The 15,632-nt window shown below is 62.8% G+C and carries 12 protein-coding genes; 8 read left to right on the forward strand and 4 right to left on the reverse strand.

Annotated features, from left to right (window positions below; translation table 11 throughout):
• Positions 1-82: 82 nt before the first annotated feature.
• Positions 83-2,392, reverse strand: coding sequence for a molybdopterin-dependent oxidoreductase (locus R0140_RS19915; protein ID WP_032734964.1), 2,310 nt, complete (start codon positions 2,390-2,392; stop codon positions 83-85).
• 411 nt (positions 2,393-2,803) lie between these two features.
• On the opposite strand from R0140_RS19915, the gene R0140_RS19920 reads away from it, so the two are divergent.
• From R0140_RS19920 to R0140_RS19940, 5 genes are read left to right on the forward strand one after another with little or no spacing between them, the layout of a single operon-like run.
• Positions 2,804-3,784: a sugar ABC transporter substrate-binding protein gene (locus tag R0140_RS19920; protein ID WP_008805613.1), complete on the forward strand. Its 981-nt coding sequence runs from the start codon at positions 2,804-2,806 to the stop codon at positions 3,782-3,784.
• 44 nt (positions 3,785-3,828) lie between these two features.
• Entirely contained in the window at positions 3,829-5,331 is a 1,503-nt protein-coding gene (locus tag R0140_RS19925) for a sugar ABC transporter ATP-binding protein (RefSeq protein ID WP_317704062.1), read from the forward strand.
• The gene (locus tag R0140_RS19930) at positions 5,328-6,317 is read left to right on the forward strand and encodes an ABC transporter permease (protein ID WP_008805611.1); all 990 of its coding nucleotides are present in this window, start codon (positions 5,328-5,330) and stop codon (positions 6,315-6,317) included. Before R0140_RS19925 ends, R0140_RS19930 begins: the two co-directional genes overlap by 4 nt.
• Positions 6,314-7,318 (forward strand): ABC transporter permease, encoded by a 1,005-nt coding sequence (locus R0140_RS19935; protein ID WP_008805610.1) that lies wholly within the window; start codon positions 6,314-6,316, stop codon positions 7,316-7,318. The genes R0140_RS19930 and R0140_RS19935 overlap by 4 nt, the downstream gene beginning before the upstream one ends.
• 11 nt (positions 7,319-7,329) lie before the next feature.
• Positions 7,330-8,271 (forward strand): carbohydrate kinase family protein, encoded by a 942-nt coding sequence (locus R0140_RS19940; RefSeq protein ID WP_008805609.1) that lies wholly within the window; start codon positions 7,330-7,332, stop codon positions 8,269-8,271.
• Positions 8,272-8,306: 35 nt separating this feature from the next.
• Here R0140_RS19940 and R0140_RS19945 read toward each other — a convergent pair whose 3' ends face one another.
• From R0140_RS19945 to R0140_RS19955, 3 genes are read right to left on the reverse strand one after another with little or no spacing between them, the layout of a single operon-like run.
• The gene (locus R0140_RS19945) at positions 8,307-9,335 is read right to left on the reverse strand and encodes a 2-hydroxyacid dehydrogenase (protein WP_012542472.1); all 1,029 of its coding nucleotides are present in this window, start codon (positions 9,333-9,335) and stop codon (positions 8,307-8,309) included.
• The gene (locus R0140_RS19950) at positions 9,332-10,828 is read right to left on the reverse strand and encodes an FGGY-family carbohydrate kinase (protein WP_317703880.1); all 1,497 of its coding nucleotides are present in this window, start codon (positions 10,826-10,828) and stop codon (positions 9,332-9,334) included. The genes R0140_RS19945 and R0140_RS19950 overlap by 4 nt, the downstream gene beginning before the upstream one ends.
• 12 nt (positions 10,829-10,840) lie before the next feature.
• Positions 10,841-11,449, reverse strand: a complete 609-nt coding sequence (locus R0140_RS19955) for a methylthioribulose 1-phosphate dehydratase (RefSeq protein ID WP_008805607.1) — start codon at positions 11,447-11,449, stop codon at positions 10,841-10,843.
• Between the two features lie 451 nt (positions 11,450-11,900).
• Between R0140_RS19955 and codB the strand changes: the two genes are divergently transcribed.
• Genes codB through codA form a run of 3 tightly spaced genes read left to right on the forward strand, consistent with a single transcriptional unit; the run spans position 11,901 to position 15,630 of the window.
• Positions 11,901-13,163: a cytosine permease gene (gene codB / locus R0140_RS19960; protein ID WP_023339778.1), complete on the forward strand. Its 1,263-nt coding sequence runs from the start codon at positions 11,901-11,903 to the stop codon at positions 13,161-13,163.
• Positions 13,160-14,395: a PucR family transcriptional regulator gene (locus R0140_RS19965; RefSeq protein WP_012542475.1), complete on the forward strand. Its 1,236-nt coding sequence runs from the start codon at positions 13,160-13,162 to the stop codon at positions 14,393-14,395. Before codB ends, R0140_RS19965 begins: the two co-directional genes overlap by 4 nt.
• On the forward strand, positions 14,392-15,630 hold the full coding sequence (codA, locus tag R0140_RS19970; RefSeq protein ID WP_317703881.1) for a cytosine deaminase: 1,239 nt from the start codon (positions 14,392-14,394) through the stop codon (positions 15,628-15,630). Before R0140_RS19965 ends, codA begins: the two co-directional genes overlap by 4 nt.
• The last annotated feature ends 2 nt before the right edge of the window (positions 15,631-15,632 follow it).

The raw sequence follows: 15,632 nt of genomic DNA on the forward strand, positions 1-15,632 counted from the left end.
CGCCAGGCGCGGGCTTTGCCGGAGGCGGCGCATACCGCGCCTCCTCCGGACTACCCGCCCCGCCGCCGGCGAGCGCCAACGCCTAAACCTCAATAAACCTCGGCGGATCAAAGGCGGTGATCGGCGGCAGTGCCTCACGCCACGGGGCGATCTCCACCCAACAGCTCTGGGCGCTACAGCCCTGCCCCAGGCGCGAACTGCCGCGATCCTCGGTTAACACGTTGGGATTACCGTGCTTATCGAGCGTTCCTTTTTCATTGGGATCCAGCGGGTCATACCAGGCGCCGGTGGACATCTGTACCACGCCGGGCAAAATCTGCTCGCTCAGGTGCACGCCCGCCAGAATCGCCCCGCGGTCGTTATAGACCTTCACCACGCTGCCTTCGCGGATGTCTCTTGCCTGCGCATCGCTCGGATGCATCCACAGCGGCTCGCGTCCCTGAATTTTCGTCGCCCGGCTGACGCTGCCGTGGTCGTACTGACTGTGCAGGCGGGCACGCGGCTGGCTGGAGAGCAGATGAAGCGGCCACCGCGCCGCCTCCTGCCGCTGCCGGGCGGCCTCCTGTTCATCCCACCACGGATGGCCAGGGCATTCACGATAGCCAAACCCGGCGACGGTAGCGGAAAAGAGTTCAATCTTGCCGGAGGGCGTGGAGAGCGGATAGCGCTGCGGATCAGCGCGAAAATCGGCGAGAAAGATCTGCGGCCGCTCCGGCGCGCTGTACTCCAGCACCCCTTGCTGCCAGAAGTCCTCGAACGAGGGCAGCGCAATACCCTCCTCCTGCGCCCGCGGTCTTGACTCCTCATAGAGATGACGCAGCCACTGCCCGGCGTCCCGCCCCTCGCTGAACTGTTCTCCGAAGCCCAGCCGAGCGGCCAGATCGTGGAAAATGGCGTAATCGTCACGCGCTTCGCCCACCGGCGGGATCTGCGCGCTCATGGCGATCATAAACCCGTCGTGACCGCCGCTGCCGATATCCTCTCGCTCCAGCGAGGTGGTGGCTGGCAGGACAATATCGGAGAATTTAGCCTGCGCGGTCCAGTACTGCTCATGCACCACCACCGTCTCCGGACGGCGCCAGGCCTCGCACAGTCGGTTGATATCCTGATGATGATGAAACGCATTGCCTCCCGCCCAGTAAACCAGACGGATGTCGGGATAGCGCAGCTGCTGACCGTCGAACTCATAGGCTTCTCCCGGGTGCAGCAGCATATCGGACAGCCGCGCCACCGGGATAACGCTATCCACCGCATTCTCCCCGGCGGGTAAGCGTGGGCCGGAAAACGCTTTTCGCACCGCGCCTGCCAGGTTAGTGCAGGCGTAGCCAAATCCGAGGCCGCCGCCCGGCGTGCCGATCTGTCCCAGCAGCGCGGTCAGGGCCACCGTCGCCCAGTAGGCTTGCTCCCCCTGACGGGCGCGCTGGATAGACCAGGAGATATTCACCATCGTCCGGTGGCGGGCCATCTCCCGCGCCAGGTCGGCGATGCGCTGGGCATCCAGGCCGGTAATCGCCGCCGCCCACGCCGGGGTTTTCGCTACGCCGTCGTGCTCGCCCAACAGATAAGCGCGATAGGGGGCAAACCCGACGGTATGGCTGGCAACAAACGCCTGGTCGTAGAGAGACTCAGCGATCAGTACATAGCTCAGCGCCAGCAGCAGTGCGGTATCGGTGCCCGGCCGAATGGCCAGCCACTCGGCGTCGGGCACCGCGCTGAGGTCATTGCGCACCGGACTGATATTGATAAATCGGGTGCCGTTGGCCTGCATCTTATCCAGCCAGTACGGCAGCATATGGTCATTGGCGCCGCCGCCGTTGACCTGGGCATTGCGCAGCGGCAGACCGCCGATGGCGACAAACAGCTGACACTCCCGCGCCAGCTCGGAAAAATGGGTATGCTGACGGTGCAGCGGGCTCAACGGCCCGAGAATATGCGGCAGAATGCGCTCGCCCGCGGCGCTGCTATAGGTATTGGTGCTGGCGGTGTACCCGCCAAATCCCTTGAGAAACCGGTGCAGCTGGCTCTGCGCATGGTGAAAGCGTCCAGCGCTGGCCCAGCCGTAGGAGCCGCCGTAAATCGCCTCATTGCCGCAGCGCGCCTTGACCGAGCGCAGCTCGCGAGCCAGCAGGTCGAGCGCCACCTCCCAACTGACTTCGACAAAGGGCTCCTTGCCTCGCCCTTCTCGTGACGCTGGGCCCTGCTGAAGATAGCCGGCGCGCACCGCCGGACGGCGAATGCGCGTTTGGCTGGTCACCGCGTCGGGGAGCGACTGACCAATGCGTGACGGATTTTTATCCCAGGGCACCGGATTAACCGCCACGATATCGCCCTCGCGGCTCTCCACCTGCCACGTTCCCCAGTGCATCACCGTATAATTATGCTGTTTCTTCATAGCACTCGCGTTCTTCTCAGCCAAAAAACTCGTTAAAATAAATCGAGGAAATGACGGAAATATCCCCGTCCCAGCCAGACATTACTCTGCTAAAAAAAGTATTAGCCCGCGCAATCACCTGCATTTCCCTGCAAGGGCCGTATTTCTCCACGCCATCACAATAAACAGAAAGCCGTCTTTATCCGTTAAATAAACACGGAAAAAGTCAAAAATAAAACCACAAAATAAAAAGGTATATTTTGCATCATGAAATATTTTCAGGTTCCCGATGGCAAAATAACATTTTTCTCTGGCGTTTCTGCGATATAACATTCCCGGCATAACTTAGACTTATTTTGTATTTGAGGTGGCGAGGTGCTTCTTGTCATGCTACCGGTCCGCAACCACCTTCATCACAGGATCATAATAACAATGTCGCAGAAGAGAAAATTATTGCCTGCCGCGCTGGGACTGCTTTCCCTTGCCTCGCTGAGCGTCACTGCCGCAGACGCCCTCTCCTTACAGGGAAAAACCATTGGCGTTGCCGTTGTCGGCACTCAGCATTTCTGGGATCGCGAGGCCTTTAAAGGTGCGACAGAGGAAGTGGAGAAACTGGGGGGCAAAGTCATTGGCGTCGATGGCGGTCGCGATAATCAGGTTCATGCCAATAATCACGATATTTTACTGTCACGCAAGGTGGACGCGGTAATTAGTATTCTCGGCGACAGCGCCGTCGAACCAAAATTTAAAGCATTGCGTGATGCTGGTATCCCGGTATTTACCGTGGATCATGTTTCTCAATATTCGGTCAACAATACCACCTCCGATAACTACACCTTAGGCTCGACCATCGGCCGCTACATGGCGGATGAATTAGGCGGCAAAGGCAACGTCGCCGTATTTAACGCGTTCTCCAGCGCGCTGCGTATTTGCGGAATTCGCTACGATCAGTGGAAATATGTCCTTAAGGATTATCCGGATATTCATATTATCCAGCCTGAGCTCGCGGAACAGTTCGCCAACTCGCCGGAAGACGCGCGGAAGAAAACCCTCGAATTACTCAGCCAGTATCCGAAAGGCAAACTGGACGCCATCCATGTCGCCTGCTGGGATCAACCGGCCATCGGTATCGTCCAGGCACTGGAAGAGACCGGCCGTGATAAGGACGTGAAAGTGACGGCCATCGACGCCGGTCCGGAGACGCTGGAGATCATGGCAGAGCCCGGCAGTCCGTTTGTGGCTAACGTCGCGCAGCAGCCGCATCTGATTGGCCAGACCTCCGCCGACAACGTGGCCCGCTACTTTGCCGGTCAGAAACTGCCGGTGCAAACCTTTATCCCGGTGATACCGGTGAAAGGTCCGCAGGAGGCGAAAGCGGTGTATAAACAGTTGGGATACGGCGAACTGCAGTGATAAATCAACACCCTGGCGGGGAGCGCCCCGCCGCGGGTCTGGTCATGGACCAGATCGGCAAACGTTTTGCCAGCGTTACGGCGCTTAATTCAGTCACCCTGCGCCTCAATCCGGGGGAAATTCATGGCCTGATTGGCGAGAACGGCGCCGGTAAATCGACGCTGATTAAAATCCTCGCCGGCGTCTATCAGGCTGACAGCGGCAGCGCGACCCTCGACGGTCACCCGCTGCCCCTCGGCAATCCGGCAGCCATTGAAGCCGCCGGCATTCGCGTCATTCACCAGGAGCTTAACCTGATCCCGCACTTTACCGTCGCGGAATCGGTGTTTCTCGGCCAGGAGTATCGCACCCGCTGGGGGGCGCTGGATCGCCGACGGATGAAGGCCGCCACGGCGCAATTTTTCCAGCAAAACTGGCAGTTGGCGATCGACCCCGAACGGCTGGTGCGCGACCTGAGCCTGGCCGAGCGCAAGCTGGTGCAGATTGCCCGCGCGCTGATCGACGGCGCGGCGCGGCTGGTGGTGTTCGACGAGCCCACCGCCCCCCTGGAGGCGCAGGAGGCCAGTCTGGTCTCCTCCGCCATCCTTCGCCTGCGCGACCAGGGCATTGCCATTCTGTATATTTCCCACGACCTCAATGAGATAGCTACCCTCTGCGACCGCGGCACCGTGCTGCGTAACGGGGAAGTGGTCGGTTACCCGGACCGCGACCTGCTGCAGAATACCGAGGCGCTGATCGCCATGATGGTCGGCCGGGAAATCGACCAGCTGTATACCCCGCGCCAGCACCCGGCGGCAGACACCGGGGCGGCCCCGCTGCTCTCGGTGCGCCAGCTGAGCGACGGGCGGCAGCTGCAGGATCTCTCTTTTGATATTCAGCCGGGCGAAATCGTCGGCGTCGCCGGCCTGCTGGGCGCCGGACGCGATGTGCTGGTCGACTTACTCTACGGCTTACGCCCGGCAGAACGCGGTACGATCCACCTCGACGGCCAGCCGCGGCGCATTCGTACGCCGAAGCAGGCGATCCGCGCCGGCATGGCGCTGGTGCCACGCGACCGCCGCCATCAGGGGCTGATCCTGCCCTTCACCACCGCCGACAATATTAATCTCGCCTCACTGCCGGAGACCGCTACCTTTGGCTGGGAGCGGCGGGGTATCGCCGAGCAGAAAGCGCGCGACTGGATAGAACAGCTGGCGATCCGCCCGGGACGCCCGGCGCTGCCAGTACGCTACATGAGCGGCGGCAACCAGCAAAAAGCGATCCTCGCCCGCTGGCTCGGCACCGATGCCCGGCTGTTTATTCTCGATGAACCCACCCTTGGGGTCGATATCGGCGCCCGTCGCGATATTTATCAACGGACGCGCCAGCTGGCCGATAAAGGACGGGCGGTGCTGGTCTCCTCCAGCGACGCCCCCGAACTGCTCGGACTATGCGACCGGATCCTGGTCCTCTGGCGCGGCACGCTGGCGGCCAATCTGCCCACCCGCGGGCTAACGCTGGACGCCCTGCTGGTGGCGATCAACGGCGGACAGGAGCCTTCACTATGAGTACCGCTATCCAGCGTCGCGGCCGTCCGGGCCTGGCGACGCTGATTGAAAAATTTCCCCTGATCCTGTTTCTGGCGCTGCTGGTATGGCTGAGCGTACAGTCTCCCTACTTTCTCAGCTGGCAAAATATCAGCCTGATGCTGGTCCAGAGCGTTCCGCTGGCGATCCTCTGTTTCGGCCTGGTCTGCGTTATCGCCGTGGGCGGGGATGACGTGGTCTCCGGCGGCATCGACCTCTCCCTGCCGGCGACGGCGGTGCTCGGCGTCGCGCTGCTCAGCCTCGGTCTGGCCGAATGGCACACGCCGTACCTCCTGCTGCTGGCGCTGCTGGCGGCGGTTTGCCTGCTCTGCGGGGCGATCAACGGCTTCCTGGTGCTGGCGGCCGGCCTGCCGCCGCTGCTAGCCACCCTCTCGACCTCCGTGGCGTTTACCGGCCTGACAGATCTGTTGACCGGCCAGCGGCGCATCGCGGTCAGCGATCCGCTGATGGTCGCCTTTCGCGATAACAGCGTGCTGGGCCTGCCCTGGCCGCTGATCTATCTGCTGGGGGTGTTTATCCTGTTCCAGTTCCTGCTCCACCACTCCCGCTTCGGCCAGCATGTGCAGGCGGTGGGCGGCAATCGCGATATGGCGCAGATGAGCGGCCTGAACGTGCGCCGCTTGACCCTGCTGGTCTGGCTGTTAGCGGGCATTGCCGCCGGGCTGGCTATTCTGCCGCTGCTCAGCCAGGGCTCCGGCAGTTCCAGCGGGACGGCCACGCCGCTGCTGCTGGAAACCGTGCTGGCGACCTTTATCGGCGCCGCCTTCTCGCGCCGTCGGGTGGTCACCATCTGGGGGGCGCTGCTGGGGGCAATTCTGGTCAACGCCCTCTCTAACGGGCTCGGCCTGCTGGGAGTCAATATCTTCTGGATGGGCGCCATTAAAGGCGGCCTGATCCTGGTGGTGCTGGCGGCATCGGCGGTCAGACACAAAGGAGGCGAGGCATGAGCCAAATCACCCTGAAAACCCCTGCCCCGACAGAACAGACGGCCAGCAGCCCGCTGGCCTGGCTATCGCGGGCCGGATTTGGCGTCATCACCCTGCTGGCCATCGCCCTGTTTGGCTGGGCGAATCCGGTATTTTTAACCGTGGATAACTGGGCCAACCTGCTGCAGGGCAGCGCGATCCTGCTGATTGTGGCGATGGCGATGACCCTGATCGTCAGCGCCGGGGCGATTGATCTGTCGGTGGGCGTTGCGCTCGATTTCGGCGCCGCCTTCGCCCTCGTCGCCCTGAAAACCTGGCATCTGCCGTGGCAGGCCGCGGTGGGCTGCGCCCTGCTTGGCGGCGTCCTGATTGGCCTGCTCAATGCCTTTCTGATCCTCATCTGCCGGATCCGCCCCTTCCTCGCCACGCTCGGCACCTGGTTTATCGCCAGCAGCGCCGAGCGCATCTATACCGACGGCGGCGGCGCGATAGCTTATCGGCGGATGGCGCCGGAATATCACGATCTGGCAGTGGGCAGCCTTGGTGGGATCCCCACGCCGGTGGTGATTGTGCTGGCGCTGTGGCTGGTGGCCTGGCTGGTCACCGAGCGCACGCTGTGGGGCAAATATGTCCGCGCCATCGGTCAGAACAGCGAAGCAGCGCGCATCGCCGGGATCCGCGATCGCCTGACCATGCTCGGCGTGCTGGTGGCCGCCTCGGCGCTCTGTGCCGTCGGCGGGGTGATCCTCTCCGCCAACCTGCGGCAGTTTACCCCGCTGGCCGGGCAGTCTTACCTGATGGACGCCATTGCGGCAGTATTTATCGGCACCGCCTTTAATCGTCTGGGCCGGGTCAGCATCCTTGGCACCCTCGGCGGCGTGCTGTTCCTTGCCATTATTGATAATGGCCTGAACCTGATGGGGCTCAATTATCTGGTGAAGGACGCGCTGGTCGGCGTGATTCTGGTGGTGGCCCTCGCCCTTTCCTTCTGGCAGGCGCGCCTGCGCCAAACGCATCGCTAAACGGGAGAACGATGGCAACCTTTGACGCCGTGTTTGTCGGCCTGACTATTCTGGATATCGCCGGGCGCCCGGTGGTGGCGATACCGCCGCGCGGCGGCGTCGCCTTTATTGAGCAAATTCGCCTCAACCCCGCCGGCACCGCCGCCGGGGCCAATATTAACGCCGCGAAGCTGGGGATCCGCACCGCAGCGGTGGCCTGCCTGGGTGAAGATGAAAAGGCCGACTTTATCCTCGCCAGCTATGCCCGGCTGGGCATCGACTGCTCGCTTATCCAGCGCACCGCGCTGAAAGAGACCTCGGCGACGATCCTGCCGATTCGCCCCAACGGCGAGCGTCCGGCCCTGCATTGCCGGGGCGCATCCGATGCCCTGTTCGTCAGTGAAACGGAATTTGACGCCGTCCTCGACTGTCGTTTCCTGCATCACGGCGGGACCGGACTGCTGGCGGCAATGGACCAGGGACAGAGCGCGCGGCTGTTGCAGGCGGCTAAAGCACGCGGAGTCACCACCAGCTTTGACCTTATCGCCCCGAATGAAGACACCCTCGAACTACTGCGGCCCCTGTTGCCGTCGGTGGATTATTTCATGCCTTCGCTGGAGGAAGCCGCCTTTCTCTCCGGCGAGACGCAGCCGGAGGCCATCGGCCGCTTCTTCCTGGCGCTCGGCGTGGGCACCTGCATTCTGAAAGACGGCGAGAACGGCTCCTGGCTTATCCGTCGCGATGGCGCGCTGGAGCATATTGCGCCGTGGCCGGTCGAGGCAGTGGATACCACCGGCTGCGGCGACAGCTACTGCGGCGGGTTTATTGCCGCGCTGGCGCGCGGACTCAGCGTGAAAGCAGCGTGTGACGTCGCCTCGGCGGTGGCCGCGCTGGTGGCGACCGGGATGGGATCGGATGCCGGGGTAGTGGACTGGGAACAGACCCAGGCTTTTATGGCGGCCCATCGCCCCTGACGCCGGGCCCGCGCCGCCGCAGCGGCGCAAGCGGCTTAACGCCACTGGTACAGCAGCGGCTCCCCGGCGACATAGCGCTGAAGATCGGCGGCAATCATCGCCGTGTGTTTGGCGATACTCTCCCGGGTGGCTCCGGCGATATGCGGCGTGATAATCACGTTATCGAACTCGGTGACAAAAGGATGATCGCGCCACAGCGGTTCGCGGTGATAGACATCCAGCGCCGCGCCGCCCAGCGGGCCGTGACGCAGGGCATCAATCAGCGCCGCCTCGTCGACCACCGCCGCGCGAGAGGTATTGATCAGCAGCGCGCCGGGCTTCATGCTGTTTAACAGCGCCGCATTCACCAGCCCGTCACTGTGCGGCCCGCTGCTCAGATGCAGGCTGACGATATCCGCCTCGCGGAACAGCGCCTCCAGGGTCGTTTTCTGTAGCCCTGGCTCATTGATATCCTCTGCGGCGACGAACGGATCCACCACCAACACCGCCATGCCGAACGCCCGGGCGATACGCGCCACCCGGCGGCCAATGTTGCCATACCCCACCAGCCCCAGCGTTTTATTGCGCAGTTCACTGCCTTTAAACACTTCATAGGGGCTTTCCGGGCTCACGTCCCAGACCACATCCCGCCGCAGACCCTGCTGGGTGGCGGCGGCGGCATTGTCAGCCTGCGTGAATTCCCCCCGCTTCAGCGCCGCATGGGATTGCGGAATATGGCGCGCCAGGCTGAGCATCAGGCCAAGCGTCAGCTCCGCAGCGGCATCGGCATTGCGCCCCGGGGTGTAGAGCACCCGGATGCCGCGCGCCTGGGCGGCCTGGGTATCAATATTCACCGGATTCGCGCGAGTACAGGCGATCACCTGCAGGCGCGGACAGGCGGCCATTACCGCGTCTGTCACCTCATCATAGCTGGTCACCAGCACCTCGGCGTCATGGGCTAGCTCAATCAGCTGACCGGCGCTAAGTTTCGGTTTGCCCAGCGCCCATCCCTCCACCAGCAGCTCGCCCAGCTGGTGGAAGGCGCTAAGGTCGCCAGCATGCTCGGCGGTAAAAACGATTTTCATGGTTGTCGGTCCTGAGAAAAAGATTGAAGGGCGGCCTGTCTGGCCTGCCATACCGGCAGCATCTGCTCACGCAGCAGGCGGTAAACGGGATACAGCGCCGCGTAGCGGGCATGCGCCTGAGGGCGCGGCTGATAGCGGGTCTGCGCCAGCGGAGGCGTCTCGGCCAGCGCCGCGACGCTGCGGGCCGCCAGAATCGCCGCGCCGCGCGCGCTCAGTTCGTTAAAGGCGCTGGAGACCACCGTACGCCCGGTACAGTCGGCGATAATCTGCAGCCAGGTCGCCGAGGCTGCGCCGCCGCCGGTCAGATACAGCTCGCCGCCCTGCGGATAACCCTGTAGCGCATCGACAATGGCGAAGGCCAGGCCTTCAAACACCGCGCGCTGCAGTTCGGCGCGGGTGGTGTGCGGGCTAATGCCGAAAAAGCCGGCCCGCGCGTCCGGGCTGTAAAACGGCGCACGTTCGCCATTGAGGTACGGCTGCCAGAAGACGCCGCCGCTGCCTGGCTCCACCTCCGCGATCGCCTGCTCCAGCCGATCCAGATCGGCGTCCAGCGAAATATGCTGCTGCAGCCAGTCAATGTTTGGCGTACCGGCCTGCATCGGAAACAGCGAGATCACCTGCCCGGCTTCGGTATGGGTGACAAAGCGCGTCGCCTCGTTCACCGTCTGCGGGCCGCGGCAGACGATCCCGGTGCAGCAGGTAGTGCCGAGGATCGTGTAGATATCCCCTTCGTTGACCGCGCCGCAGCCCAGCGCGGCGCTACAGACATCCAGCGCCCCGGCGGCCACCGGCGTCGCGGCGGGCAGCCCGGTCAGCGCCGCCACCGCATCGCTCAGCGTGCCGGCCGGAGCATCCGGGGCCAGCAGCGGGGGAAACAGCGGCAGCAGTTCGTTCAGCCCCATCTCGTTCATCACCACCGAGGACCAGCTGCCGGTCTGCTGATTGAGTAACGAGCTGCTGGCGTCCGTCAACTCCAGCGCCGCCACGCCGGTCAGGCGAAAGCGGATCCAGTCCTTGGCGAAAAACAGATAGCGCGCGGCCGCCAGCTGCGCCGGCTGATAGTGTTTCAGCCAGTACAGCTGCAGGCTGGTATTGCAGGGCTGCAGGTGGGTGCCGGTATCGGCGAAATAGCGGCGGTCGAAGCCGGGTCGGCGCAGCAGGTCGCTCATCAGCTCGTGGCTGCGGGTATCGCTCCACAGGATCCCCGGGCCCACCGGTTCACCCTGCTCATCGCTGAGCCAGACCCCCTCCCCTTGCCCGGCGAGGCCGATGGCCCGCAGCCGCCCCGCCTGCAGCGCCGGGTGGCGGGCAATCTGGCGCAGAATAGCCAGCACCGAATGCCACAGCTGGGTCATATCCTGTTCCGCGTAGCCATTGGCCGACAGACGGGGTGAGGTGTTTTCCGCGGCGCTGGCGCAGGCGGTGAAATGCTGATCAAACAGCACCGCTTTCACCCGCGAGGTGCCGATATCGATCCCAAGATAAAAATCCATACCTGCTCCGGCTCAGGGCTCGTAGCGGCGGCGCATCAGCTCGCACTCGAACAGGAACTCCAGCCCCTCCAGTTGACGGCGGGCCTCCTGAATATCTTTCCCCCAGCAGGTCAGGCCGTGGCCGCGCAGCAGAAAGCCGTAGCGCAGCGGGCGCGTTTGCGCATAATCGGCAATCCGCGCCGCCAGGGCGTCAATATCCTGGTCATTATCAAAGATGGCGACCGGAACAGTATCGAGATGGCTGTGCTGCCCGCTAAGGGTTTTCTGCATTTCATACCCCTGCAGCGCCAGCGTGTCGCTTTTTTCGATGCGCGACAGCACGGTGGCGTTGACGGTATGCACATGCAGCACCACATTGGCTTCCGGGAACAGGCGATACACCAGGGTGTGCAGGCCGGTCTCGGCCGACGGCTTCCGTCCGGAAGGCGCCTGGTTGGTGGCGATCTCAACCTGCAGAAAATCCTCGGTCGTCAGGCTGCCTTTGTCGCGGCCCGACTCGCTTAGCCAGCACCAGGTGTCATCCTGACGCACCGACATATTGCCGCCGGTCGCCGGCGCCCAGCCTTTCGCGCCGATCCAATGACAGGTGGTGACCAGTTGCGCGAGTCTTTCTTGCCACATAGCAGTTCCTTAGGTTAGCGATGATTTATTTAGCCGTCTAAATGGCTATTTATCCGATACTAACACCGCTAACCGGAGGGGACAATATTTCAGGAAACACACACAAGACAAATGGTTATACCATAAATGCATATTAAATAACCTTTATTCACAGTGATTTAACCAACCGTTTTCAGTACACCGCTATTCTCCACTACTCGCTGGCCAAAAACTGGCGGATCGCCCTGGCTGAAATTCTCCTCCTGCGCCAGGGATGCGCTCGCCGCCCTCTTCTGCCCTGGACTGGTGCAAAACATGGCAGGATGCCCACTAAAATGGCATCTCCTCCTCTTTACCTCCTCATTACTGTGCACTGTGCACATCCTGTGATATTCCCCGTGCCCGGTTTTTCCTGGCACATCTTTTGCTACTTCCGGCTATCACCGCCCATCTACCAGCCAGAGGTTCCAGGATGTCAAACAGCAATGATTTTCCCCTCGTCGAAGCGCCCGCCGCCGGACGCAAAGGCGTATTTTCCATCGCCATGGTGTTGTTCAGCTTTACCTTTTTCACCGGCACGATGTTTGCCGGCGGCAAACTCGGCGTCTCCTTTTCCATCGTCAATCTGCTGTGGATAGCCGTCATCGGCAACGCCTTGCTGGCCCTCTATGCCGCGTCGCTGGGCTGGATCGCCGCGCGCAGCGGCCTGAATACGGTGCTGATGGGCCGGTTCTGCTTCGGGGAGATCGGCAGCAAGCTGGCCGACTTTATTCTTGGCTTTGCCGAACTGGGCTGGTACGCCTGGGGCACCGCCACGGTCGCTATCTCGCTGGTGAAGATCCTCGCCCTGCCCGAGGCGCTGACCCAGCCGTTGATGGTGCTGTTTGGTATTTTGTTCTGCGTCACCGCGCTGGTTGGCTACAAGGGACTGGACGCGCTGTCGCGCCTGTCGGTGCCATTGATGTTTGTGCTGCTGATGGTCTCCATGTATCTGGCGCTGCACCACGCCGGCGGTTGGCAGGCGATGACCCATATTGCCCCGAGCGACACCATGACCTGGTCGGCGGCCATCACCATGGTCTTCGGGACCTTCGCCAGCGGCGCCACCCAGGCGACGAACTGGACCCGGCTGGCTAACTCCAGCCGGACCGCCATTCTCGCCAGCATGGGCAGCTTCCTCATCGGCAACGGGCTGATGATCGTCGCCGGCGCCTGGTGCGCCATCGTTTATCAACAGGCCGATATTGTGGAAGTCCTGATCCTGCAGGGGCTGTCGGTCGCCGCGGTGATCATGCTGTGTCTCAACCTGCTGACCATTCAGGGACCCACCATCTATAACGTCTCCGCCGCCGCCTGCCATCTGCTGCGCAGCGAACGTCGCCGGACGCTAACCATCGCCGCCGCCGGGGTGGGCATTGTGCTCGCTATTGGCGGTATGTATGAAATGCTGATCCCCTTCCTTGTGCTGCTGGGCAGTATTATTCCGCCCATTGGCGGGGTGATCCTCGCCGACTACTGGTTCGCCCGCGGCGGGCGCTATCCCCTGCTGCAGAACGCCCGCCTGCCGCGTTTTAACTGGCTGGGACTCGGCGCCTACGCCGCCGGCGCGGTGGTGGCCTATCTGTCACCGTGGATCGCGCCGCTGGTGGGGATCACCGTCTCCGCGCTGGTCTATATCGTCCTGAGCCTGCTAAGCAAACGCCAGCCTGCCGCCGTCGCGGAGCAGGAGCCATGAGCCTGACGGTCAGCGAACTGCTGGCCCTTGAGGGACTCTCCGCCCTGCGTCTGCGGGCGGGAAAGCAAGGGCTGCAGCGGGCCGTACGCTGGTACTACGTGGCGGAAAATGAACATATCGCCGAGTGGATCATGGGCGGCGAGCTGGTCTTTATTACCGGCATCAACCATCCCCGTGATGAAGCCAACCTGATCCAGTTGCTGATGGAGGGAAAACAGCGCGGCATCGCCGGGATGGTGATCCTCACCGGCGAGGCCTATATCCACGCCATTCCCGCCACGCTGATCGCCCTTGCCGACGAGCTGGGCATTCCGCTGATTGAGCAGCCCTACCTGCTGAAGATGGTAATTGTCACCGAGCGCATCGGCACCGCGCTGGTCCGCAGTGAAAACGCCCTGCAGTCACAGCGCGACATTCTGATGCAGCTGGTCACCGGCGACTATCCGGATCTGCAGATGCTCCATCAGCGCGCCCTCCATCAGCAGCTCGATTTTACCCGTCCGCTGCGGCTGGCGGCGCTGCGTCTGGAGGGGCTGTCCCGCCTGTTTCGCCAGTTCCCGCCCGAGCAGGCCGAAGCCTGGCTGCTGCAGGCCCACCGCAGCGTGCGTCAGCAGCTGCAGCAGCAGCTCAACCAGCAGGGCAACCCCTTCCCGCTGCTGGAGCGCAGCAATATGTTTCTTTTCCTGCTGCCGGATGAGGAGGGGGAAGGCTTTCAGCAGAAAAAATGGCTGCAGCAGTGGCTGCAGGCGCTGGCGGACGGAGAGGAGGGTTTGTCGCTGCTCTGCGGCCTCTCCGCACCGGTCAGGCAGCTGCAGGGTTACCCGCGGGCGCTGTCGCAGGCGCGCCAGGCGCTGGATCTGTGCGATACCCTGCGGCCGACCCAGCGTATCAGCGACTATCAGCAGTTGGGGTTTATCAAATTGCTGTCCGCGGTCAGCGACCCGGCGCTGCTCAACGATTTTATGCACGACACCCTGGGCTGCCTGATCGAGCCGGGCCGCAAAGCGCCATGGCTGCTGCTGGAGACCCTCGAGACGCTGCTGCAGGAGAACGGCAACGTGGTGCGGGCCGCCGACCGGCTGGGCCTGCATCGCAACACATTGCATCAGCGCATCCAGCGTATTGAAAAACTGACCGGCTACCCGGTCAGCCACCCCCAGTTTCATCTCAACGCCTCGGTCGCGCTGGTGATCTGGCGTTTATCGCAAAACCATTTACAGGACCCACCATGAAAATTATTAACGCTCGCCTGCGCCGCCAGGAGGCGCTGTTTACTCTTGACCTGCAGGACGGGATGATTCACCGCATCTCCGCCCAGGCCGCGATGCAGAGTGCCGACGCCGGGGATATCGACGCCCAGGGCCGGCTGGCGATCCCGCCCTTCGTCGAGCCGCATATCCATCTTGACGCCACCCTCACCGCGGGCGAGCCGGAGTGGAACCGCAGCGGCACCCTGTTTGAAGGCATCACCCGCTGGAGCCAGCGCAAAGCGAGTATTACCCCGGAGGACACCCGCCAGCGGGCGCTGAAAACCATCGGCATGCTGCGCGACTTCGGCGTCCAGCACGTCCGGACCCATGTGGATGTCACCGATCCGTCGCTGGCGGCCCTGAAGGCGCTGCTGGCGGTGAAACAAGAGGCCGCCGATCTTATCGATCTGCAGATTGTCGCCTTCCCGCAGGAGGGAATCGAATCGTACCCCGACGGCCGCGGACTCATGACCCGCGCCATCGAGATGGGCGCCGACGTGGTGGGCGGCATTCCGCACTATGAGAACACCCGCGACAAAGGGGTCAGCTCGGTGATGTTTTTGATGGACCTCGCCCAGCGTTACGGCCGCCTGGTGGATGTCCACTGCGATGAAATCGACGATCCGCAATCGCGTTTCCTTGAAGTACTGGCGGAGGAGGCGCGGGTGCGCGGCATGGGGGCGCAGGTCACCGCCAGCCACACCTGCGCGATGGGCTCTTATGATAACGCCTACTGCTCAAAGCTGTTTCGCCTGCTGAAAGCCTCGGGCATCAACTTCATCTCCTGCCCGACCGAAAGCATTCATCTGCAGGGCCGGTTTGACAACTGGCCGAAACGGCGCGGCGTCACCCGGGTGGCGGAGCTGGATCGCGCCGGCATCAACGTCTGCTTTGCCCAGGACTCGATTCAGGATCCGTGGTACCCGCTGGGGAACGGCAATATCCTGCGCATTCTGGATGCCGGGCTGCACATCTGCCATATGCTCGGCTATGACGATCTGCAGCGCTGCCTCGACTTCGTCACCGACAACAGCGCCCGGGCGCTGTGTCTGGGCGATAACTACGGCCTCGCCGAAGGCCGCCCGGCGAACCTGCTGATCCTCGATGCGGAAAACGACTACGAGGCCGTCCGTCGTCAGGCACGGGTGCTGACCTCCATTCGCCACGGCAAGGTGATTTTGCAGCGTGAGGTGGAGCACATCCGCTACCCGGCATAAGG

Source organism: Klebsiella sp. w6 (genome assembly GCF_033100215.1).
In the GTDB taxonomy this organism is placed as follows: Bacteria; Pseudomonadota; Gammaproteobacteria; order Enterobacterales; family Enterobacteriaceae; genus Klebsiella; species Klebsiella variicola.